This is a genomic window from Rhizobium changzhiense, from assembly GCF_013087625.1.
GTDB lineage: Bacteria > Pseudomonadota > Alphaproteobacteria > Rhizobiales > Rhizobiaceae > Rhizobium > Rhizobium sophorae.
Genome location: NZ_JABFCQ010000009.1, coordinates 63,675 through 84,010 on the forward strand (window position 1 = coordinate 63,675; position 20,336 = coordinate 84,010).

19 protein-coding genes are annotated in these 20,336 nt (G+C 62.2%); 12 read left to right on the top strand and 7 right to left on the bottom strand.

Features of this window, described 5'->3' with window-relative positions:
* Positions 1 to 105: 105 nt before the first annotated feature.
* The 5 genes from G9X68_RS30005 to G9X68_RS30025 all read left to right on the top strand — a co-directional run bounded on the left by G9X68_RS30005 (position 106) and on the right by G9X68_RS30025 (position 4,429).
* The gene (locus G9X68_RS30005; protein WP_168308608.1) at positions 106 to 858 is read left to right on the top strand and encodes an N-acyl amino acid synthase FeeM domain-containing protein; all 753 of its coding nucleotides are present in this window, start codon (positions 106 to 108) and stop codon (positions 856 to 858) included.
* 241 nt (positions 859 to 1,099) lie between these two features.
* On the top strand, positions 1,100 to 1,324 hold the full coding sequence (locus tag G9X68_RS30010; RefSeq protein WP_003542954.1) for an aa3-type cytochrome c oxidase subunit IV: 225 nt from the start codon (positions 1,100 to 1,102) through the stop codon (positions 1,322 to 1,324).
* A gap of 156 nt (positions 1,325 to 1,480) precedes the next feature.
* Entirely contained in the window at positions 1,481 to 2,629 is a 1,149-nt protein-coding gene (locus G9X68_RS30015; protein ID WP_171605486.1) for a Re/Si-specific NAD(P)(+) transhydrogenase subunit alpha, read from the top strand.
* Positions 2,629 to 3,027 carry a proton-translocating transhydrogenase family protein gene (locus G9X68_RS30020; RefSeq protein WP_171605487.1) on the top strand — a complete coding sequence of 133 codons (399 nt, stop codon included), beginning with the start codon at positions 2,629 to 2,631 and terminating at the stop codon, positions 3,025 to 3,027. Before G9X68_RS30015 ends, G9X68_RS30020 begins: the two co-directional genes overlap by 1 nt.
* A gap of 7 nt (positions 3,028 to 3,034) precedes the next feature.
* Complete coding sequence (locus G9X68_RS30025) at positions 3,035 to 4,429, top strand: NAD(P)(+) transhydrogenase (Re/Si-specific) subunit beta (protein ID WP_171605488.1); 1,395 nt, start codon at positions 3,035 to 3,037, stop codon at positions 4,427 to 4,429.
* A 93-nt stretch (positions 4,430 to 4,522) separates the two neighbouring features.
* Here the strand turns inward: G9X68_RS30025 and G9X68_RS30030 are convergent, their stop codons facing one another.
* From G9X68_RS30030 to G9X68_RS30050, 5 genes are all read right to left on the bottom strand, one after another.
* Positions 4,523 to 5,005 (bottom strand): DUF992 domain-containing protein, encoded by a 483-nt coding sequence (locus G9X68_RS30030; protein ID WP_171605489.1) that lies wholly within the window; start codon positions 5,003 to 5,005, stop codon positions 4,523 to 4,525.
* 114 nt (positions 5,006 to 5,119) lie between these two features.
* Positions 5,120 to 6,772 (bottom strand): sensor histidine kinase, encoded by a 1,653-nt coding sequence (locus tag G9X68_RS30035; protein WP_171605490.1) that lies wholly within the window; start codon positions 6,770 to 6,772, stop codon positions 5,120 to 5,122.
* A 313-nt stretch (positions 6,773 to 7,085) separates the two neighbouring features.
* Positions 7,086 to 7,955: a tetratricopeptide repeat protein gene (locus G9X68_RS30040; RefSeq protein ID WP_171605491.1), complete on the bottom strand. Its 870-nt coding sequence runs from the start codon at positions 7,953 to 7,955 to the stop codon at positions 7,086 to 7,088.
* 134 nt (positions 7,956 to 8,089) lie between these two features.
* Complete coding sequence (rpsU, locus tag G9X68_RS30045; protein ID WP_018072771.1) at positions 8,090 to 8,302, bottom strand: 30S ribosomal protein S21; 213 nt, start codon at positions 8,300 to 8,302, stop codon at positions 8,090 to 8,092.
* A gap of 176 nt (positions 8,303 to 8,478) precedes the next feature.
* Entirely contained in the window at positions 8,479 to 10,080 is a 1,602-nt protein-coding gene (locus G9X68_RS30050) for an adenylate/guanylate cyclase domain-containing protein (RefSeq protein ID WP_171605492.1), read from the bottom strand.
* Positions 10,081 to 10,365: 285 nt separating this feature from the next.
* Here G9X68_RS30050 and G9X68_RS30055 point away from each other — a divergent pair, with 285 nt between their 5' ends.
* On the top strand, positions 10,366 to 12,537 hold the full coding sequence (locus G9X68_RS30055; RefSeq protein WP_171605493.1) for a CHASE2 domain-containing protein: 2,172 nt from the start codon (positions 10,366 to 10,368) through the stop codon (positions 12,535 to 12,537).
* 6 nt (positions 12,538 to 12,543) lie between these two features.
* Here G9X68_RS30055 and G9X68_RS30060 read toward each other — a convergent pair whose 3' ends face one another.
* Positions 12,544 to 13,581: a FecR family protein gene (locus G9X68_RS30060; protein ID WP_171605494.1), complete on the bottom strand. Its 1,038-nt coding sequence runs from the start codon at positions 13,579 to 13,581 to the stop codon at positions 12,544 to 12,546.
* A gap of 251 nt (positions 13,582 to 13,832) precedes the next feature.
* Between G9X68_RS30060 and G9X68_RS30065 the strand changes: the two genes are divergently transcribed.
* The 6 genes from G9X68_RS30065 to G9X68_RS30090 are packed head-to-tail and all read left to right on the top strand — an operon-like array spanning position 13,833 to position 19,815.
* On the top strand, positions 13,833 to 15,086 hold the full coding sequence (locus G9X68_RS30065) for a sarcosine oxidase subunit beta family protein (protein ID WP_018497539.1): 1,254 nt from the start codon (positions 13,833 to 13,835) through the stop codon (positions 15,084 to 15,086).
* Entirely contained in the window at positions 15,086 to 15,487 is a 402-nt protein-coding gene (locus G9X68_RS30070; RefSeq protein ID WP_171605495.1) for a hypothetical protein, read from the top strand. Before G9X68_RS30065 ends, G9X68_RS30070 begins: the two co-directional genes overlap by 1 nt.
* A 12-nt stretch (positions 15,488 to 15,499) precedes the next feature.
* The gene (locus tag G9X68_RS30075; protein ID WP_027667789.1) at positions 15,500 to 15,841 is read left to right on the top strand and encodes a sarcosine oxidase subunit delta; all 342 of its coding nucleotides are present in this window, start codon (positions 15,500 to 15,502) and stop codon (positions 15,839 to 15,841) included.
* Positions 15,838 to 18,831, top strand: a complete 2,994-nt coding sequence (locus tag G9X68_RS30080; RefSeq protein WP_171605496.1) for a sarcosine oxidase subunit alpha — start codon at positions 15,838 to 15,840, stop codon at positions 18,829 to 18,831. Before G9X68_RS30075 ends, G9X68_RS30080 begins: the two co-directional genes overlap by 4 nt.
* Positions 18,824 to 19,372, top strand: a complete 549-nt coding sequence (locus G9X68_RS30085; RefSeq protein WP_171605497.1) for a sarcosine oxidase subunit gamma — start codon at positions 18,824 to 18,826, stop codon at positions 19,370 to 19,372. The genes G9X68_RS30080 and G9X68_RS30085 overlap by 8 nt, the downstream gene beginning before the upstream one ends.
* A 44-nt stretch (positions 19,373 to 19,416) precedes the next feature.
* Complete coding sequence (locus tag G9X68_RS30090; RefSeq protein ID WP_171605498.1) at positions 19,417 to 19,815, top strand: VOC family protein; 399 nt, start codon at positions 19,417 to 19,419, stop codon at positions 19,813 to 19,815.
* A gap of 15 nt (positions 19,816 to 19,830) precedes the next feature.
* Here G9X68_RS30090 and G9X68_RS30095 read toward each other — a convergent pair whose 3' ends face one another.
* On the bottom strand, positions 19,831 to 20,319 hold the full coding sequence (locus G9X68_RS30095) for a MaoC family dehydratase (protein ID WP_171605499.1): 489 nt from the start codon (positions 20,317 to 20,319) through the stop codon (positions 19,831 to 19,833).
* Between the last annotated feature and the right edge of the window lie 17 nt (positions 20,320 to 20,336).

The window sequence follows — 20,336 nt, forward strand, 5'->3', positions numbered from 1 at the left end:
GCCCCGTTAACCTTAATAATTTAAATCCAACGCAAATTCTTAGATTTTCTTGCCTATGTGCCGCTGGCGTATGATTAATGATCCGTTAACGAGCGGATCGAGAGAATGTCAGACACACTTTTTACGCGTGGCGATTTCAGCAGGAAAATCCTGGAAATTCTGGATAATGTAGAGTATCGCCGCGTCGAAAGCGGCGAAGACATGGAGGAAGTGGAGCGGCTGCGCTACAAGGCCTACAAGGCCCACGACGCGCTGTCGCTTGCCCCGGAAGGGCTATTGGACGATGTCGATTTCGACAGCCATGCCTATATCTTCGGTCTGTACTATTATGGCGAACTGGTCAGTACGATCCGAATTCACTACGTGACGCCGGAGCATCGTATCAGCCGGTCCGGAGAGGCCTTTCCCGAGGCGATGGATGAGCTTTTGGACGCCGGGCTGACCTTGATCGACCCGGCGCGTTTCGCGGTCGATCCGGAGTTCACTGCCGACATGCCATGGGTTCCCTATCTGACGCTGAGACCCGCCATCGTTGCGGCAGCGTATTTCCGGGCGGACCGCGTTATTCAGTCCGTCCGGCCCCCGCATGCCGCCTTCTACAAGCGGGTCTTCTATGCCGATACTATCGTGCCCGGCCGGCTGGCGGAGAGTTACGGGGTTGACGTGACGCTGATGGCGACGAACGTGATCGAGGTCGGGCGCAAGCTGTTGACGCGCTATCCCTTCTTCATCTCCAGTGCCAGCGAGCAGCGCATGATGTTTTCGCGCAATCCCAACGACACGCTGCCGCCGCTCACCATCATTCCGACGGCCCGTTTCGTACCGCAAGGCGAACTCGGCACCGACCTGCCGCTGTAATCACCCTTGTTCCTCATGGAGAGACGATCTTCGCCGGGGCAGATGAGGGCGGCGGACGCAGGCGATATCAGCCGTTCTTCGGGTCCGTTCGGGCCGCTGGCATCGCGGTTGCCACGCGCGGCTGCGGCGTTCTCATGCATTGCGCTTTCGCCTGTCATTGTGTAATCCCTGCAGGAAGAGATTTCCCTCGTTCAGGCTGGGGAATCAAGCAGCGCAGAGGCATTTCAGGGAGACGATATTTATGGCCGAACATCATACCGGACCGGTCGAGACCGGCGCGCCGATGGATTACAAGGAACATGAAAAGACCTACGACATGTTCATCGCCAGCGCGAAATACGGCTCGATGCTTCTCATCGTCCTCCTGCTCGCGATGACCGCCGGTTTCTTCGGCGGCGCCGGCCTTCTCGGCGGTCTCTTCGTCTTTATCATTCTACTCGCTGCCGGCATCTTCCTGCTCCGCTGATCGCGCAGATTCAGAGGGTCAGAGCGTCCTTTGTGCGTCCGAAAGGACGCACGGCGCTTTGAGGGGAGAAGAGGCTTCTCCGAAGCTTTTTGAATGAGGTGCTTGGCCCGCGCAGGGAAGCCTGCGGCGGTCTGGCTGACCCGGAGGAGGGGGCAGTTGGGCAATATCGTTTTCGTTGCAAGGGAAATTGCGGGCGAGGAGACGCGCGTTGCGGCCTCCGCCGAGACCGTGAAGAAAATGAAGAGTTTCGGTTTCGACGTCGTCGTCGAAGCCGGTGCCGGTGCAGCGTCGCGCATTCCGGACGGGGAGTTCGAGGCCGCCGGTGCCAGGATCGGCAGTTTTGCGGATGCAGCCTTGGCCGACGTGGTGCTGAAGGTGCGCCGTCCCAGCGGATCGGAAATCTCCGGCTATAAAAGCGGCGCCGTGATCATTGCTATCATGGACCCTTACGGCAATGACGAAGCGATCGCGGCACTGGCAAGTGCCGGGCTCTCGGCTTTCGCGATGGAACTGATGCCGCGCATTACCCGCGCCCAGTCCATGGACGTGCTGTCGTCCCAGGCCAATCTCGCCGGTTACCAGGCCGTCATCGAGGCGGCGGCGGTTTATGACCGCGCCATGCCGATGATGATGACGGCGGCCGGCACCGTGCCGGCCGCCAAGGTCTTCGTCATGGGCGCCGGCGTCGCCGGTCTTCAGGCGATCGCGACCGCGCGCCGTCTCGGGGCGGCGGTCTCGGCCACCGACGTTCGCCCCGCCGCCAAGGAGCAGGTCGCCTCGCTCGGCGCCAAGTTCATCGCCGTCGAGGACGAGGAGTTCAAGGCGGCGGAAACGGCCGGCGGCTATGCCAAGGAAATGTCCGCCGACTATCAGGCGAAACAGGCGGCTCTGGTTGCCGAACACATCGCCAAGCAGGATATCGTCATCACCACCGCGCTGATCCCCGGTCGTGCGGCGCCCCGCCTCGTTTCGCGCGCCATGCTCGCTTCGATGAAATCAGGTGCGGTTGCCGTCGACCTTGCGGTCGAGCGCGGCGGCAATATCGAGGGCGTCGTTCCCGGCGAGGTCGCCGATGTCGAAGGCGTCAGGGTGATCGGTTTCGCCAACGTGCCGGGTCGGGTTGCAGCCAGCGCTTCGGCGCTCTACGCCAAGAACCTCGTCACCTTCCTCGAGACCATGGTCAACAAGGAAACCCGGAGCGTCGTCGTCAATCTCGACGACGAGCTCGTCAAGGCGACGATGCTGACCTATGCCGGCGATGTGGTTCATCCCGCCTTCGGCGGCGCGAAGAAGGGAGACATCTGATGGCCAGTGAAGCAATGGACAGAGCGCTGGAGCAGCTCGACCAGGCTGTGACCGCCGTCATCGCGGCGGCGGCCCAGGCACCGGAAGCGGCAAGTGCTGCGACCGGCGGGGCGATCGATCCCTTCGTTTTCCAGCTCGCCATCTTCGTATTATCGATCTTCGTCGGCTATTACGTCGTGTGGTCGGTGACGCCGGCACTGCATACGCCGCTGATGGCCGTCACCAATGCGATCTCCTCCGTCATCGTCGTCGGCGCGCTTCTGGCGGTCGGCATCTCGACCAGCGGGCTTGCAACCGGCTTCGGCTTTGTCGCCCTCGTGCTCGTTTCGGTCAACATCTTCGGTGGTTTCCTCGTCACGCAGCGGATGCTTTCGATGTACCGCAAGAAGGATCGGTGAGGAACTGATGACCAATATCGCAGCCTTCCTCTACCTCGTCTCCGGCGTGCTCTTCATCCTGGCGCTGCGCGGCCTGTCGCATCCGGCCACCAGCCGCAAGGGCAATCTCTACGGCATGATCGGCATGGGGATCGCGATCCTGACGACGCTGGTGCTGGCGACGCCGAGTTTCGGCGGCTTCGTGCTGATCGTCCTTGGCCTTGCCATCGGCGGCAGCGTCGGCGCCTACGTCGCCCGCACCATCCCCATGACCTCGATGCCGCAGCTCGTCGCCGGTTTCCATTCACTGGTCGGCCTTGCCGCCGTGCTGGTCGCGGCCTCGGCGCTCTACACGCCTGCTTCCTTCGGCATCGGCGAGATCGGTCACATCCACACCGAGGCGCGCGTCGAGATGGCGCTCGGCGTGGCGATCGGGGCGCTGACCTTCACCGGCTCGATCATCGCCTTCCTGAAGCTCGACGGACGCATGTCCGGCAAGCCGATCCTGCTGCCCTACCGGCATGTGATCAATGCGAGTCTGCTGGTGCTGATCGTGCTCTTCATCATCGGACTTGCCGCCACCGAGAGTCATTTCGACTTCTGGGCCGTCGTCGCGCTGTCGCTGGCGCTCGGCGTTCTGCTGATCGTGCCGATCGGCGGGGCCGATATGCCGGTGGTCGTGTCGATGCTGAATTCATATTCAGGCTGGGCCGCGGCCGGCATCGGCTTCACGCTCGGCAATCTGGCGCTGATCATTACGGGCGCGCTCGTCGGCTCCTCCGGCGCCATCCTTTCCTACATCATGTGCAAGGGCATGAACCGCTCCTTCGTCTCCGTCATCCTCGGCGGTTTCGGCGGTGAGATGGCGGCCAGTGGACCTGACACGTCAGACAGGACGGTCAAGCTCGGCTCGGCCGAGGATGCGGCCTATCTGATGGCGAATGCGTCGAAGGTCATCATCGTGCCGGGATACGGCATGGCGGTCGCCCAGGCCCAGCATGCGTTGCGTGAACTCGCCGATAATCTGAAGAAAAACGGTGTCGAGGTAAAATATGCGATCCATCCGGTCGCAGGCCGCATGCCCGGCCACATGAACGTGTTGCTCGCCGAAGCGAATGTTCCCTATGACGAGGTGTTCGAGCTAGAGGACATCAATTCCGAATTCGCCCAGGCCGATGTCGCCTATGTCATCGGCGCCAACGACGTTACCAATCCGGCGGCGCGTGACGACAAGACTTCGCCGATCTACGGCATGCCGATCCTCGACGTCGACCGGGCAAAGACCTGCCTCTTCGTCAAGCGCTCGCTCGGCTCGGGTTATGCCGGCATCGACAATACGCTGTTCTACAAGGACGGGACGATGATGCTGCTGGGGGACGCGAAGAAGATGACCGAGGATATCAACAAGGCGCTCGCGCATTGACCGATGCCAAAACAGCCGCTCTTCGGGCGGCTGTTTGATTCATAGGCTGCATCCCCATGCCGCAACGATCGGCAATCGCTGTCTGCGCTTTCGTCAGGTCTCGCCCGGTACGAGTGTCATCTTCTCGACGCCGATCGCCAGGTTCAACCCTTCCTGAGCCTGGACGTTCAACGGTTGCAACATGAAGGCCTTGTCGGTGCCGCCGGCGATGACTTTAGCGCCGGCGCCTGCACCGATACTCGCATCGGCGCCGATCCCATAATATTCGCCGGCGAGGGCGAATTGCGGGATATCCGTGCCGGTCTTTGCCAGCACCTGCCAGATCATGACGCTCTTGCCGGTCTGGCCGATATCGAGGCCGAATTTCTCGATTTTGCCGGCATAGACTGCCTTGGCGCCGCCGGCCGCCGACGTGTAGGTGCAGATAAGGTTCTTCTGCGAGGTGACGATCAGACCTTGGCCGCCATCCGATCCACAAACCAGACGGCCAAGCGTGACATAGTTTTCCGCGCCCGCCGGGCTCGCCCAGGCAGCGGCTGTCACTGCCGCGGCTGCGATCATCGTTTGCTTGAACATGGTCTTTCTCCTTTGGAATGACCTGTCCGAAACGGGTGGAGGTAGCGATTGTTCCGAGGCGCAGATTCAAAGTGATAGAGCGTCCTTAGCGCGTCTGAAGTGACGCGCGGCGCTCTATTCCCGCTCCAGCGTGGCGCGCTGCGCCGTCAGCACCCATAACAGGCCTTCGGGCCGGAAATCGATCTCAACCGTGCCGCGGAAGGCGGAGGCGGCATGAGCCTTGATAACGGTCGTGCCGAAACCCGAGCGCGACGGCTCGGTGACGGGCGGGCCGCCGCGCTCTTCCCAGGTGAAGCGGAGCAGGGCATCCGGCTTGTCTTCCTCGCTGGCATCTCGCCATTCGAAGCGGACACGGCCTTGCGGTACGGAGAGCGCACCGTATTTCACCGAATTGGTGGCGAGTTCGTGCAAGGCGAGGCCGAGATTCTGCACTGCATCCGGCTTCAGCACGAAGTCTTCGCCGCTGATGTCGATTTGCTCGCGCGATTGCGGGAAGGCGTGCAAATGGATGTCGACGACCCGCCGCAGCGATACGCCTCCCCATTGTTCGCTGGTCAGCAGCTCGATCGAACGCACCAACCCTTCGAGGCGGTCGGCGACGGCGGCGCGGAAGGTCTCGACGCTGTCGGACTGCTTGGCGAGCTGGCGCATCATTGCCTGGGCAAGTGTCAGTAGATTCTTGGTGCGGTGGACGAGTTCGTGCATGACGAAACGAAGTCGGTCCTCGGTCTCGCTACGATCGAAAGAGGCGTTCGAAAGGGCAATTGCCACCTGGTTGGCCTCGATGACGCTGGTCTCGACCGGCGAGACGATATGGCCTTCGCCCATGCGGTTCGCCATGTCGGCGATATCGCGGATGGTGGTTCGCACCTGTCTTGCGACGGCATAGGCACCCAGCACGGCGACGAGCACAAGGGCCACGCCGCCGATGATGAGGAAACGCCAGGTGCTGAGGATCGAAGCCTGAGCGATCGGTCCCCAGATCACCGTCTTCCACGACCAGCCGGGAATCCGGGCATAACCGAGCAGCATGTGCGGCAGGATCGTCTCGTCCTGGAAGACGCCGCGGGAAGCAGTGAAGGCCGGCAGGATGCGCGGATCGAAGGGCGTGCCCGGTTCGAGATTGGCGGGGCCGGTGGCGGCGACGACGTGGCCGCTCTGATCGATGACGGCGGCCGACCAGCCGGGGGCAAGGCCCTCGGTGGTCACGAGCTTGCGCAGATCAGTGGCATTCTGGGTAATGATGAGGGCTGCGACCGGATCGTTCTTCCGCGGCAGGGTGACGTTATAGACCCATTCGCCGCTGGTTCGGCCGCGAAAGACGTCGGAGGCCTCGATGCGACCGGACGCCATGACCGCCTCGAGGGCAGGGATGTTCGCCGTCTTGCCGAGCGGCGTGCCGAATGCCCGACGCGTGTTCAGGAGCTGCTGGCCGGTGCGATCGACGGCGATGACGAAAAGCGTATTGTCTCTGAGGGCCGTTTCGGTGCGCTCATGGAAGGCGGCGAGATTGCCGTTTTCAAGCTCCGGCGAGCTCGAAAGCAGCCGCAGCGTCGTTGCCATATCCTGAAGCTGACGGTCGATGATGCGCGAAAGGGCGAGCGCATCCTGGGCCGTCTCGCGCCGCAGCGTTGAACGCTGGTTGTCTTCCAGCTGCAGCAGCAGCAGTGTCACAAAAGCGAAGATCGGCAGCGCGATCGCCACCGCCATGGCGACGAGATAGGTGCCGATCGAGGCTTTGGGAAAGAACAGCGCGACAATCTTCATTTGTTGCGCCACAGAGTGTTACAGGGTCTTTTGCCCGTCTGAAAAGACGCGCGGCGCTGTAATGCACGTGGCCCGCAACCGTTTTCCTTTGCGGCCAGGAAAGCAAAGATCCGCATCTCTCGCAAACCGCCCTCAACTCGTTTTAGAATGCCCGATAGCAGGCTATCGAAGCAGCGCCATGTTAGGGGGAGCAAGAGCAGGTTGCAACATACTATGACAGGTCGTCGAGAGCGGCGGATCTTTTGCGGCGTCTCGTTTTGAGGCCGTACGGCCGCTTTTGCGGCAGGATCGCTCCTGCCGCCCGACCATGTCGTTAGCCGGCTGGGGCGACGCCGACGCGAGCAAGGCCGTCGCGAGCCGGCTGGTACTTCGGATCGAGGCCGATCGCGTGGCGATAGGAGCGGGCAGCCTTCGCCTTGTCGCCGCGGCGTTCGTAGACGAGCGCCTGGTTGGCCCATGATTCGGCGATGTTGCCGTTAAGCTCGATCGCATGGTTGAAATCGGCAAAGGCGTTGTCGTCGTCGTTCAGCGCGATATAGGAAATGCCGCGGCCATTATAGGGCTCGGCTGAATTCGGCGCGAGCGAGATCGCTTTCGAGAAATCGTCGATCGCCTTGTCCTGCTGATTGCGCTTCTGATAGATCAGACCACGATTGTGATAGGCGCGGCCGTCGGTGGTGCCGAGCTGGATCGCCTTGTCGAAATCGTTGAAGGCCTGGTCATCCTGGCCGGCCATGCGATAGACATTGCCGCGGCCGATATAGGCGACGTCGTAGCTCGGGTTGATCTGCAGGGCGGCATTGTAATCGGCAATCGCCTGGGCTTGCTGGCCCATATTGCGATAGACGAGAGCGCGGTTGGCGTAAGCCTGGAAAAACCGCGGATTGATCTGCAATGCCGTGTTGAAATCGTTCAGCGCCGGGCGGAACTGACCGGCGCGGCCATAGGCGGAACCACGGACGTTGTAACCTTCGGGATCCCTCGGATTGGCGTTGATGACCGCCGTCAGCGAGGCGATATTCTCTTCCGAACCCTGCGCCTTATCGATGCGGATCACGGCATCCGTGGTATTGGTCGTCTCGCAGCCTGCGAGGCCGAACATTGCCGCCAGTGCCAAAGCCGGCAGGAATGCCGTTTTCTGCAAGCGCAAAGTGCGGGACGGATTAAAGGTGTTGACAGCCATTCGGGCTCGCTTTCCCCATGCGGCATATCCGGTGCGCGGATATGCGATCTTCAGCGGCAAACTAAAAAAGCGGCGGCGAACCCATCGCCCCCGCCACAATGCATCTGAAAACGTCGAAAAAACGACGGCAACGCTCAGCGAGCGACCACACCTTCGCGCTGGGCGCGCTTACGGGCCAGCTTGCGAACACGGCGAACAGCCTCGGCCTTTTCGCGAGCACGCTTCTGCGACGGCTTCTCGTAGTAGTCGCGCATCTTCATTTCGCGGAAAATGCCTTCGCGCTGCATCTTCTTCTTGAGAGCGCGGAGAGCCTGATCAACATTGTTATCGCGGACAAGTACCTGCACGAGAATCACGTTCCTTTGGTTGGTTGATGCCGGAGGCGGCGCAGCGGCCAGAGGCAAAACAATAACGTTCGCGCGGCCGCAGCCTTGCGATTGGTGATGCGGGATAGCAGATTGGGTACGGGAAGTCCAGATGGATATGGAAGGCATGCGGAAAAATCACGCTTCCCCTGATCCGGTCATGATCCGGCCGGTTCGGGCGCGGCTTCATCCAGCGCGGCGATTGCCTCCTTGAGAGCCGTCCTGACCCTTGGGCGATCGGCAGGCTCCAGCCGGCTCATATCCAGGTGCAGGTCGAGGCCGGAGAGGTGCTCGCTCAGAACGCGGCTCTTGTGGTCCGCACCGAGCGTTAGCCCATCCACCCCATAGGGCACGATCTCGCGCTGTATGCCCTTCATCGTGATCGGCGGCAAGGGGTGAGCGTCGACGATTTCGTTCACCAGCGCATAGGTTTCGTAGCTGATGACGATCTCTCCTCCCTGGGCGATCGATTGCAGCCGGGCTGCGAGATTGGCCTCCGCCCCGATGATCGTATAGTCCATGCGGTCGCTGCTGCCGAAATTGCCGACGTTGCAATAACCGCTGTTAATTCCCATGCGGACGACGAAAGGTTCTTCGGTACCGTTTCTGCGCCATCTGTCCTTGAGTTCGCCGAGACGGCGCTGCATGTCGACGGCCATGCGCAGACATGCTTTCGCGTCCTCCTCCGGCCCCTTGGTTTCGGGATCGCCGAAGAAGACCAGCATCGCGTCGCCGATGAACTTGTCGACCGTGCCGCCGTGCTCCAGGGCAATGTTCGACATCTCGGTCAGATATTCGTTGAGCATCTCCGTCAGGGCCTCCGGCTGCAGGCGCTCGGTCGTCGCCGTGAAGTCCTTGATGTCGGAGAAGAAGATCGTCAGGCGCTTGCGCTCGGTATGAACGACGACGTCCTTCTGCCCGGAGAAGATGCTCTTGTAGATCTGCGGTGAGAGATAGCGCGAAATCTTCATGGAAACGCTGGCGAGGAATTCGTTTGCCGCTTCCAGGTCCTGGTTGGCGCTGTGGATTGCGCGCGTCTGCTGCCGCTGGAGCACAATGAAGCTGAGGCCGATAACGGCGACGAAAAGAAAATAGCAGAGCAGGTATTTGAAGGCGAAGACGTTGCTCGCATAGGGCTGCTGGATGATGACTTCCTGAATGCCGCGCACATCGCCCACCTTCCAATCGGTCTTCGGGCTTTCGGGATGGGTATTGTGACAGGCAACACAGGCTTGGCCCATGACGACGGGGGTGATGAACCGCAAGGTATCGGTCAATCCGACGCGGGTGAGATCGTTCAGCGTCTGCTGCGGATTGGCGCGCAATGCGGCGAGCGCTTGTCTCTCGAAATCGTCGAGTTCGTGAGATGCGCGGCTCTCGAACGGCAGGTCGGAGACGAAACGGTAGGTGATATTGGCCTGCTGCTCCCTGATGACGTCGCCGAGTTCCAGCGAGAGCGTGGCCGGCAGCGGGATGGCACCTGGAATATTCGCGTAAGTGTGAGAGACGACCGTGCCTCCAGTCGCGCCGCTGGCATGGGCGGCAAGAACGCGCCCAACGACATTCGCGGAATAATAGGAGCGGATGCTCGATATCAGCGAGCTCATGTCGCGCGCCTGACGGCGCAGGGTATTCCCCGACAGATCGCTGATATCAAGCCAGACGGCAAGCGGCAGCCCTGCGAGCATTGCCAGCACGACGACAATCAGCCAGTAGCCCCTGCGGCGTGCGGCGGATTCGGAAATCACGGCGACCTTCATCCTTCTCTCGAAAAGCATACGATTTTCGATCGTTACAAGAACATTTCGCCGCGCGCCGGGCAAGCTCGAAGCCTTGTCATCCAGGCAAAAGCCCGGCCAAAACTGGAGGCGTGGCCTGATTGAAGACGGTTCCCCGCCGTCCGCCGGAAAACGAAATGCGGGAGGCTGAAAAGACAGCGTCCCTGATGCATCTGCGAATGGCGTTTGGACCGAAAGCGGCGTAGCCTGTCTGCCGGCAGGTGCGGGCCGTTCTGTCGGCCGTCGGAGGGGACAGCCGGTGAGATCATGACGCGCGTGCAGCAAATCGGTGTCGTTATCGGCCTGGCGATCGTGACCATGCTGACGATCCTCCGGGCAGGCGATCCCGGGATTTTCAAGCTGATCCGCGGCGTGACTTTCGACGAGTATCAGCGGCTGGTTCCCAGGACCTTCGAGCCGATGCCGGTCCGCGTGATCGACATCGACGAGACGTCGTTGCGCGAATTCGGCCAGTGGCCGTGGCCGCGGGACCGAATGGCTCTGCTGGTGGACCGGCTTTCGGAGATGGGTGCCTCGGCCATTGCCTTCGATGTTCTCTTCGCCGAGCCGGACCGACTGTCGCCGCGCAATGTTGTGCGCGACGTTGCCGGTGTGGATCCTTCCCTCGCTGAGCAGTTGCCCGATAATGACGAGATATTCGCTCGTTCGATTGCCGGAAAACCCGTCGTGCTCGGCTTCGGTCTTTCCAACGAGGGCAACTACCGCCCACCCGTCAAGGCGGGCTTTGCCTTCACCGGCGAAAGCCCTGTCACGGCTCCGCCCTATCTCGGTGCCTCGACACCGCTCAGACCGCAATTGGAGGCCAATGCCGCGGGGCTCGGCCATATCAGCCTCAACCCCGGCAATCCCTCGCCGGTGGTGCGGGCGGTGCCGCTGTTCCTGACAGACGGCGAACAGCTCTATCCGAATCTCGCGATCGAAGCTCTTCGCGTGGCGCAGGGAGTATCGACCTATGTGCTATCGGGGGCGCCCGATCGCGCCGGCATCATGACATCGGCGAAGATCGGGGATTTCGTCGTGCCGCTGACGGCGGCGGGCGAACTCTGGCTCTATGTCAGCCCCGACCGGGCCGAGCGATACATATCCGCCCGTCAGGTGCTCGCGGCCGGAGGGGCCTCTCCCGAGGTCGCGGCCGCCATCGACGGCAGCATCGTCTTCGTCGGCACATCGGCGGCCGGGCTGCAGGATATCCGCGTCACCGCGCTCGGCGAGAACGTTCCCGGCGTTTCGCTGCATGCGCAGGCCGTCGAGCAGATCCTCTCCGGCCATTTCCTGTCGCGGCCCGACTGGGCAGACGGGCTCGAAATCCTGCTGATTGCGGTGCTCGGCTGCCTGCTCGTCGTCGTGACGACCTTCGTCAGCCCTGCCGTCGCTCTGATCTGCGGCCTGCTGATCACGGCCATGGCGCTGGTGGCGTCCTGGCTCTCGTTTCTGTATGCAGGGCTTCTCTTCGATCCCCTGGCTCCGATCGTCAGCGGATCGATCATCCATTTTGCCGCGACCTCGTTCCGGATTCTGGTGATCGACCGAGAGCGGCGCGCGGTGCGGCGCGCCTTCGGGCATTATCTTTCCCCGTCGCTGCTCCACCGTATCGAGCATAATCGCGACGCATTGCGTCTCGGCGGAGACGACCGCGAGTTGACGATGATGTTCGTCGACGTCAGGAATTTCACCGAAATGAGCGAGCGGCTGGCGCCGACGGATGTCGTCGCTTTCCTGAACACGTTGCTCGACGCGCTGAGCCGCCATGTCGTGGCCAATGAAGGCACGCTCGACAAGTTCATCGGCGATTCGATCATGGCGTTCTGGAATGCCCCCGTCGATGTGGCGGATCACGAAGTTAAGGCTGTTCGCGCAGCGCTTGCCATGCGCGAGACACTCGCCGAATTGAACGCCGGCGACGCCTTTGGTTTCGGGCCCGATCAGCAAGTCAGCATCGGCATCGGCATTCATACTGGCCTTGCCTGCGTTGGCAATATGGGCGCCAAGACCCGCTTCAACTATTCGGCTGTCGGAGATGCCGTCAACGTTGCGGCTCGAATCGAGTCCTCCTGCAAGGAGGTCGGCTTCGATATCCTCATTTCCGACAGCACGGCACGGTCAGTGCCGGGAATGGCGCTGATCGAGGCCGGCGCGCTCCCGCTAAAGGGGAAGAGCAGCCGGACACAGATCCTCGCCGTTGTCGGCGATGAGCGGGTCGCAGCATCTCGGGAATTTGCCGCGCTCAAGGTCGTCCACAATCAGTTGATGCAGGCCCTGCAATCACACTCAAGGAATAGCCGAAAGCTTATCGGTACGGCAAAGCTCAGGGCTGTGCAGGTGATCGGCGGTCTGGCTGAATTCTACGAGCGCGTATCCCGCAGAGCCGATCATTTCCGCGAGGTGCCGGAGGAGGTCGAAAAAAGCGCCGCAGATTGACAGGGCTCAGCGACCGCGATTGAAATTATGACCCCTGTCGCGGTTCCGATCGTTGTCGTGATCTCGATCTCGATCATGGTGGCGCTCGTGTCCCCGATGATCCAAACCGTGATTTCCGGGCTTGCCATCATCGTCATGCCGGCCGTGGCCATCATGCTTGTCGGGCCTATCCGGCTTGTCATGATGGGGCTTATCGTGGTGCGGCCTGTCATGATGAGGCCTGTCATGATGAGGCTTGTCGTGATGCGGCTTGTCGGGCTTGTTCGGCCGCTCCTTTTGCGGCTCGGCCTGTCTCTGTGGCGGATCCTGCCTTTGCGGAGCAGGCGCAACTGCCGGCGGCGGCCGCGTTCTGTCTTTTCTTTCCGGCGCGGCTGAGGCCATATTGCAGCCGCCGAGCATGCCGATGCCGCCTGCAAGTCGCTGATTGCCGGAGAGGAAGGGTAGGGCGCGCTGGTTTCCGAGCGTCGCGAGGATGCTGGGGTCGACCCGGCGGGCCGCAGACATAGCGCCGTTCGGCTTGGCAACCACGCAATCGCAGCGTTGTTGCAACTGCCGGCAGCCGCCCGGGCCGCAGAAACGGGCAGCACCATTCAGCAGCACGACGGCGGTCGTGCCATCAGGGCCGACGTAGAAATCGAAAGCGGTGCCGCGAACGCCGATCGTGCCGGCCGGCGTCACGATCTGGTAGGCCGAGGAGTTGGAGCTGCCGCTGACCCAGCGGAATGTGCCCTTTGCCGCCCTGATGGTCAGTTTCTTGACCGATTGCGAATCGTCGAAGACATATTTGTCGATGACAACCGACGAACCCCAGCCGACTGCGAGCTTTGTGCCGTCACGAAACAGGAATTGACCAAGTCCGGATGGCGATGTGCGGATGCGCTCGTTGCGGTGAACGCTGGTGTCGACCTCGATCGGCCCGCTCTGTCCGGTCACCTCCGTCTTGATGACGACAGCTTGGCCGACAGGCTCGGCGGCGAGTGCCGGCCATGCGCTGCTTAACGCGACACAAAGCGTCGCGACTGATACTGAGCGCCAACCCCACATGATACACGTACCCCAGTGCATGCGGTTATTAACATTTTAGTAATTACTTGTCTTCTCACCCTCTTGGGTTAGGGCCGGGCCGGCGGTCAGGCGGAAATGCCGTCTCTTGCGCCATCCGGCTGAAGCGTTTTCTCTTCGACGTGTCGAAAGCAACGCTCTCGGGCGTCGCAAAAGAACCGTTGTGCCGCATTTGGATTTGCGATTTGTATGAGCGCGGAGAACAAGCCCTTTCCCGAAGGAGAAGAAGGCGGATGCGGAAATATTCGGTTTTTGCCGTGGCGCGGGAGGCCCTTCGCGGCCACAAGGGTTGGGAGAAGCAGTGGACTTCGCCTGAGCCGCGCGCCGAATACGACGTCGTCATCATCGGCGCCGGCGGCCACGGGCTGGGTGCTGCCTATTATCTCGCCAAGGAGCACGGCATCACCAATGTGGCGGTGATCGAGAAGGGCTGGCTCGGCGGCGGCAATACCGGGCGCAACACCACCATCATCCGCTCGAACTATCTCTACGAAGAGAGTATGCACATCTACGAGCATTCGATGAAGCTCTGGGAGGGGCTTTCCCAGGAGCTCAACTACAATGTGATGTATTCGCCGCGCGGCGTGATGATGCTCTCGCACAATATCCACGACCAGCAATCCTTCAAGCGGCATATCCACGCCAACCGGCTCTACGGCATCGACAATGAATGGCTGACACCGGAGCAGGCGAAGGCCTATTGTCCGCCGCTCGATATCTCGGCCAGCGCGCGCTACCCGATCAACGGGGCGGCACTGCAGCGGCGCGGCGGCACGGCGCGGCACGACGCGGTTGCCTGGGGTTATGCGCGGGCGGCTTCAGACCGCGGCGTGCACATCATCCAGAATTGCGAAGTGACCGGTATCCGGCGCGGTCCGGACGGACGGGTGACCGGGGTCGAGACCTCGCGCGGCTTCATCGGCGCCAGGAAGGTGGCGGTGTCGGCGGCCGGCCATACGACAACGGTCATGCAGATGGCTGGGGTGCGCGTGCCGCTGCAATCGAGCCCACTGCAGGCGCTGGTTTCCGAACCACTGAAGCCGATCTTTCCCTGCGTCGTCATGTCGAACACGGTGCATGCCTATATCTCCCAGTCCGATAAGGGAGAGCTTGTCATCGGCGCCGGCACCGACCAGTACAATTCCTATTCCCAGACCGGCGGGCTGCAGATTATCACCCACACGCTCGACGCCATCTGCGAGCTCTTCCCGATGTTCCGGCGCGTCAAGATGATGCGGCAATGGGGCGGCATCGTCGACAACACGCCGGATCGTTCGGCGATCCAGTCGAAGACGCCGGTTCCCGGGCTTTATGTCAATTGCGGCTGGGGCACCGGAGGCTTCAAGGCGACGCCGGGCTCGGCCAATCTCTTTGCGCATCTGATTGCTCGCGACGAACCGCACAAATTCAATGCCGGGCTGACGCTGGAGCGCTTCCGCAGCGGCCGGCTGATCGACGAAGCAGCGGCGGCGGCGGTGGCGCACTGATGTGGACGGCGGCTCTCCTCGCGATCGGGATCGACGGCGCGGCCATGCCGGCCAGTGACGTCTTTCCCGGCGTTGAGGATTTCCGCCTGCAGAAGATCCACAGGGCTGCCGGCGAAAGCGAGTGGCCCTTCGTCGCCGAGAGCGGCACGCTGCTTTGTGCGCTGATCCTGCGCAAACCAGCCGTCTATTTCGTGCCTGAGGTCGGCGGAGCGCCGGGACGTGCCTTCGTGATCGACAACGATATCACCAAGATGGCTTTTGCGAATATCGGGATGACCGATGTGCTGGAGCCCTACGACAATTTCGAACAGCTTCTCAAACGCCTCATTCCCTATGTGACGATGGGAAAGCGTCTCTGCAATCAACCTCCGGGAACCAGTGTTTCCGGGTCGGAACTCTAAGACGGGTAACACATGCTGCTGATCTATTGCCCATACTGTCAGGAAGAGCGCTCCGAGCTCGAATTCCGTGGCGCGGGTGACGCGCATATCGCGCGGCCCGCCGATATCGCCTCGATCTCGGACGAGGAATTCGAGGCCTATTTCTTTCTGCGCGACAATCCGAAGGGGCTGATCTTCGAACGCTGGCGGCACATTCACGGCTGCGGGCGCTTTTTCAACGCGGCGCGCGATACGGTGACCGATAAGTTCATCGTGACCTACAAGGCGGGTGAGCCGAAGCCTGAGATCGGTGCGGCGGCCGCGCAGCATGGGCCTGTCGAGACATATGAAGCCGTGGAAGGAGAGGCGCAATGAGCGGCGCGAACCGTATCGCCGGCAAGGGGCGCCTGACACCGGCCAGGACCGCGCGCTTCAGCTTCGACGGCAAGAACTATACGGCGCTCGAAGGCGATACCGTGGCCTCGGCGCTGATCGCCAACGGCGTGCATCTTCTGGGACGTTCGTTCAAATATCACCGGGCCCGCGGCATTCTGTCGGCAGGGGCCGAGGAGCCGAACGCGCTGATCGACGTTTCCCGCGATACGGCGCGCAAGCAGCCGAACGTGCGCGCCACCGTGCAGGAAGTTTTCGACGGCATGATCGTCAGCTCGCAGAACCGTTGGCCCTCGCTTGCCTTCGACGTCGGCGCGGTCAACAATCTGATGTCGCCGTTCTTCGCCGCCGGTTTCTACTACAAGACCTTCATGTGGCCGCGCGCCGCCTGGAAACACGTCTACGAACCGCTCATCCGTCGCGCCGCCGGCCTCGGCGTCGCCCCGACGGAGGAGGATCCGGACCATTATGCCAGCCGCTACGCCCATTGCGACGTGCTGGTGGTCGGCGCCGGTGTTGCCGGGCTTTCGGCGGCGCTGGCTGCGGCCGAGACCGGCGCGCGGGTGATCCTTTGCGACGAGCAGGCGGAAGCGGGCGGCGCATTGCGCTACGATACGGGCGTGACGATCGACGGACAGGACGGCAATAGCTGGGCACAGAAGGCCGTGGCGCGGCTGAAGGCGATGGACAATGTCGAGGTGCTCACCCGCACGACCGCCTTCGGCTACTACAACCACAATTTTATCGGTCTTGCCGAGCGCGTCACCGATCATATCGCCAAGCCTTCCCGCGATCTGCCGCGCGAGCGGCTTTGGCAGGTCCGGGCGAAGCGCGTGATCCTTGCCACCGGCGCGATCGAGCGGCACATGGTTTTTCCGAACAACGACCGGCCGGGCATCATGCTCGCCTCGGCGGGGCGGATGTACCTCAATCATTACGGCGTCGCGGTCGGGACCAAGGTCGGCATCTACACGGCGCATGATTCGGCCTATGAGGCGGCCTTCGATCTGAAACGATCCGGTGTTTCGATCGCCGCCATCGTCGATAGCAGGCAGGCGCCGGGAGCGGCGGTGCTGGCAGAGGCGCGGGCGCTCGGTATCGATGTTCTGGCCGGCCAATCGGTCGTCAACACGTCGGGGCGGCTGCGCATCTCGTCGATGACGGTGGCGCGCAACGGCGGCAGTTCGCCCCGCAAGATCGCGGTCGATGCGCTGCTGGTTTCGGCCGGCTGGACGCCGTCTGTCCATCTCTTCTCGCAGTCGCGCGGTAAAGTGGCCTTCGATGCCGAAAGCCAGCGTTTCCTGCCCGGCTCCTATGCCCAGGACTGCCTCTCGGTCGGCGCTTGCAACGGCACCGACGACCTGCAGCGGACGATCGAGGAATCGCTTGCCGCTGGCGAGCTGATGGCGCAGGCCACCGGCAGAAGTGGCGGCGAGAAGATCGCAATTTCGGCTGAGCAGGCTTATGATTGGACGGGCGGCATGATCGGCGCTGCCGAAGGAGCCGGGCCAAAGACCAACGCCAAGGCCTTCATCGATTTCCAGCATGACGTCTGCGCCAAGGATATCCGCCTTGCCGTGCGCGAGGGCATGCATTCGATCGAGCATATCAAGCGCTTCACGACCAACGGTATGGCCTCGGACCAGGGCAAGCTGTCCAACATGCATGGCCTGGCGATTGCCGCCGAAATGCTCGGCAAGGAAATCCCGCAGGTCGGACTCACCACCTTCCGTGCGCCCTATACGCCGGTCACCTACGGTACGCTGATCGGCCATTCGCGCGGAGAGCTGTTCGATCCGACACGCAAGACGCCGCTGCACGACTGGGAAGAAGCCCATGGCGCGGTCTTCGAGGATGTCGGCAACTGGAAGCGTGCCTGGTTCTATCCGAAGGCCGGCGAGACCATGCACCAGGCGGTCGCTCGCGAATGCCGGACGGCACGCGAGGCGGCTGGTATCTTCGACGCCTCGACGCTCGGCAAGATCGAGGTGGTGGGGCCGGATGCGGCGGAATTCCTCAACCTCATCTACACCAATGCCTGGGATACGCTGAAGCCCGGCAAGGCCCGCTACGGCATCATGACCCGCGAGGACGGCTTCGTTTATGACGACGGTGTCATCGGGCGCCTGGCGGACGACCGTTTCCACGTCACGACGACGACCGGTGGTGCGCCGCGCGTTCTCCATCATATGGAAGATTACCTGCAGACGGAATTCCCGTATCTGAAGGTATGGCTGACCTCGGTGACCGAACAATGGGCTGTCATCGCCGTGCAGGGGCCGAAGGCGCGCGAGATCGTCGCGCCGCTGGTCGAAGGGCTCGATCTTTCGAACGAGGCCTTCCCGCATATGAGCGTTGCCGAGTGCACGGTCTGCGGCGTCCCGGCGCGGCTCTTCCGCGTGTCCTTCACCGGTGAAACCGGCTTCGAAATCAACGTGCCGGCCGATTACGGCCAATCGGTGCTCGAAGCGGTCTGGGCCAATGCCCAGCCGCTCGGCGCCTGCGTCTACGGTACGGAGACGATGCACGTTCTTCGCGCCGAGAAGGGTTACATCATCGTCGGGCAGGATACGGATGGGACGGTAACCCCCGATGACGCTGGGCTTTCCTGGGCGGTTTCGAAGAAAAAGACGGATTTCGTCGGCATTCGCGGGTTGAAGCGGCCGGATCTCGTCAAGGACGGGCGCAAGCAGCTCGTCGGCCTCATCACCAAGGACCCGAAGCTGGTGCTCGAAGAAGGCGCGCAGATCGTCGCGAGCCCGAACGAGCCGAAGCCGATGACCATGCTCGGCCACGTCACATCAGCCTATTGGTCGGAAAATTGCGGCAGGTCGATCGCCTTCGCGCTCGTCGCCGGCGGTAGGGCGCGGATGGGTGAGACGCTCTATGTGCCGATGCCGGACCGGACAATCGCCGTCGAAGTGACGGATCTGGTATTCTTTGACAAGGAAGGGGGCCGTATCCATGGCTGATGTCGCAATTCGCAAACCGGCGATTGCCGGACGTCTCGGCGGCTCCGCGGCGGTGCGGCTGACGACCGCTCCCACCGTCAGCCGGGTGGCGCTGCGCGCACCGGCGGGATCGCTTGCAGCAATTTCCTCTGCTCTCGGCCTGGCGCTGCCGGATGCCCCGAAGACATCCGGCCGGGCCGGCGCCCGATCGGTGCTCTGGATTGGGCCGGACGAGTGGCTGGTGATCGACGAGGCCGGCGCCGATCTAATGGCAGCACTTTCCGGCGCCGGCACGCTGCATTCGGCGACCGACGTTTCCCACCGCAATGTCGCGATCATCGTCTCGGGACCGGGTGCCGAGGCGACGCTTTCGGCCGGCTGCCCGCAGGATCTGTCGCTTTTTTCCTTTCCGATCGGCGCCGCATCACGCACGATTTTCGGCAAGGCGGAAATCGTACTTTTCCGTACGGAAGAGGACACGTTCCGGGTGGAGTGCTGGCGGTCGTTTTCGGATTATGTCTTCGGGCTGCTGAACGAGGCAGCTCATGACGCGGGGCACTGAGTCTCGGCAAATCGCGGGCGTGCGCTCGTTCAAGAGGTAAGCGGATGCTGCACCATGCCTCCCTCGGCGTTTCCGACATCGAGCGGTCGGCGGCATTTTACGATGCTGCCCTTGCTGCGCTCGGTTATATCAGGGTCTGGGACGATATCAGGCCGGGGCAAACAGGGCAGGCAGTCGGCTACGGTCCTCCCGGCGGCGGGGATAAGCTGGCGATCAAGCATCGCCCGGACGGTCAGCGTGCGCCCGGACCGGGTTTTCATCTGGCGTTTGCCGCGCCGAACCGCCAGGCGGTCGATCGGTTCTATGCGGCGGCAATCGCGCATGGCGGAAGCGACAATGACCGTCCCGGCCTGCGGTCTCATTACGGTGAGCACTATTATGCGGCGTTCGTCATGGATCCCGACGGACACGCTCTCGAAGCCGTGTTCAATTCGGCCGAGTAACAAAAGCAGTTTTGCTCAGACGTCGTCGGGACGGTCCTTCGGGTCGAATTGGATGATGGTGATCCATTTTGCCGTCAGCGCCGGCTTCTTCTCGTTTTCGATCTCGATCGTGACGTCATAGGTGGTCATCAGCATGCCGGCGCCGCGGAAGCGGGCTTCGGAGAGCAGGAAGCGGCCGCGGACGCGGGCGCCGCTCTTCACCGGCGTCATGAAGCGGACGCGATCGAAGCCGTAGTTGATGCCCAGTGTCTGCTCGCGCACTTTCGGCAGGCAATTGTAGTTCATCGTCGACAGCAGAGACAGGGTCAGGAAGCCGTGGGCGATGGTGCCGCCGAAGGGGCTCTCGGCCGCCGCGCGTGCGGGATCAACGTGGATGAATTGATGGTCGTCGGTCGCCGACGCGAAGGCGTCGATCATCGTTTGGTCGACGGTGACCCAATCCGAAAGGCCCGTTTCCATGCCGATCAATCCCCGCACGTCGGAGAGTGAAATTTCCGTGACCATGAATTCCTCGTGAAATA

Bases quoted from the DNA above. Each gene is read 5' to 3' on its own strand.
- G9X68_RS30005 (WP_168308608.1), top strand. From the start codon at position 106: ATGTCAGACACACTTTTTACGCGTGGCGATTTCAGCAGGAAAATCCTG.
- G9X68_RS30010 (WP_003542954.1), top strand. From the start codon at position 1,100: ATGGCCGAACATCATACCGGACCGGTCGAGACCGGCGCGCCGATGGAT.
- G9X68_RS30020 (WP_171605487.1), top strand. From the start codon at position 2,629: ATGGCCAGTGAAGCAATGGACAGAGCGCTGGAGCAGCTCGACCAGGCT.
- G9X68_RS30025 (WP_171605488.1), top strand. From the start codon at position 3,035: ATGACCAATATCGCAGCCTTCCTCTACCTCGTCTCCGGCGTGCTCTTC.
- G9X68_RS30030 (WP_171605489.1), bottom strand. From the start codon at position 5,005: ATGTTCAAGCAAACGATGATCGCAGCCGCGGCAGTGACAGCCGCTGCC.
- G9X68_RS30035 (WP_171605490.1), bottom strand. From the start codon at position 6,772: ATGAAGATTGTCGCGCTGTTCTTTCCCAAAGCCTCGATCGGCACCTAT.
- G9X68_RS30040 (WP_171605491.1), bottom strand. From the start codon at position 7,955: ATGGCTGTCAACACCTTTAATCCGTCCCGCACTTTGCGCTTGCAGAAA.
- G9X68_RS30050 (WP_171605492.1), bottom strand. From the start codon at position 10,080: ATGAAGGTCGCCGTGATTTCCGAATCCGCCGCACGCCGCAGGGGCTAC.
- G9X68_RS30055 (WP_171605493.1), top strand. From the start codon at position 10,366: ATGACGCGCGTGCAGCAAATCGGTGTCGTTATCGGCCTGGCGATCGTG.
- G9X68_RS30060 (WP_171605494.1), bottom strand. From the start codon at position 13,581: ATGTGGGGTTGGCGCTCAGTATCAGTCGCGACGCTTTGTGTCGCGTTA.
- G9X68_RS30065 (WP_018497539.1), top strand. From the start codon at position 13,833: ATGCGGAAATATTCGGTTTTTGCCGTGGCGCGGGAGGCCCTTCGCGGC.
- G9X68_RS30070 (WP_171605495.1), top strand. From the start codon at position 15,086: ATGTGGACGGCGGCTCTCCTCGCGATCGGGATCGACGGCGCGGCCATG.
- G9X68_RS30075 (WP_027667789.1), top strand. From the start codon at position 15,500: ATGCTGCTGATCTATTGCCCATACTGTCAGGAAGAGCGCTCCGAGCTC.
- G9X68_RS30080 (WP_171605496.1), top strand. From the start codon at position 15,838: ATGAGCGGCGCGAACCGTATCGCCGGCAAGGGGCGCCTGACACCGGCC.
- G9X68_RS30085 (WP_171605497.1), top strand. From the start codon at position 18,824: ATGGCTGATGTCGCAATTCGCAAACCGGCGATTGCCGGACGTCTCGGC.
- G9X68_RS30090 (WP_171605498.1), top strand. From the start codon at position 19,417: ATGCTGCACCATGCCTCCCTCGGCGTTTCCGACATCGAGCGGTCGGCG.
- G9X68_RS30095 (WP_171605499.1), bottom strand. From the start codon at position 20,319: ATGGTCACGGAAATTTCACTCTCCGACGTGCGGGGATTGATCGGCATG.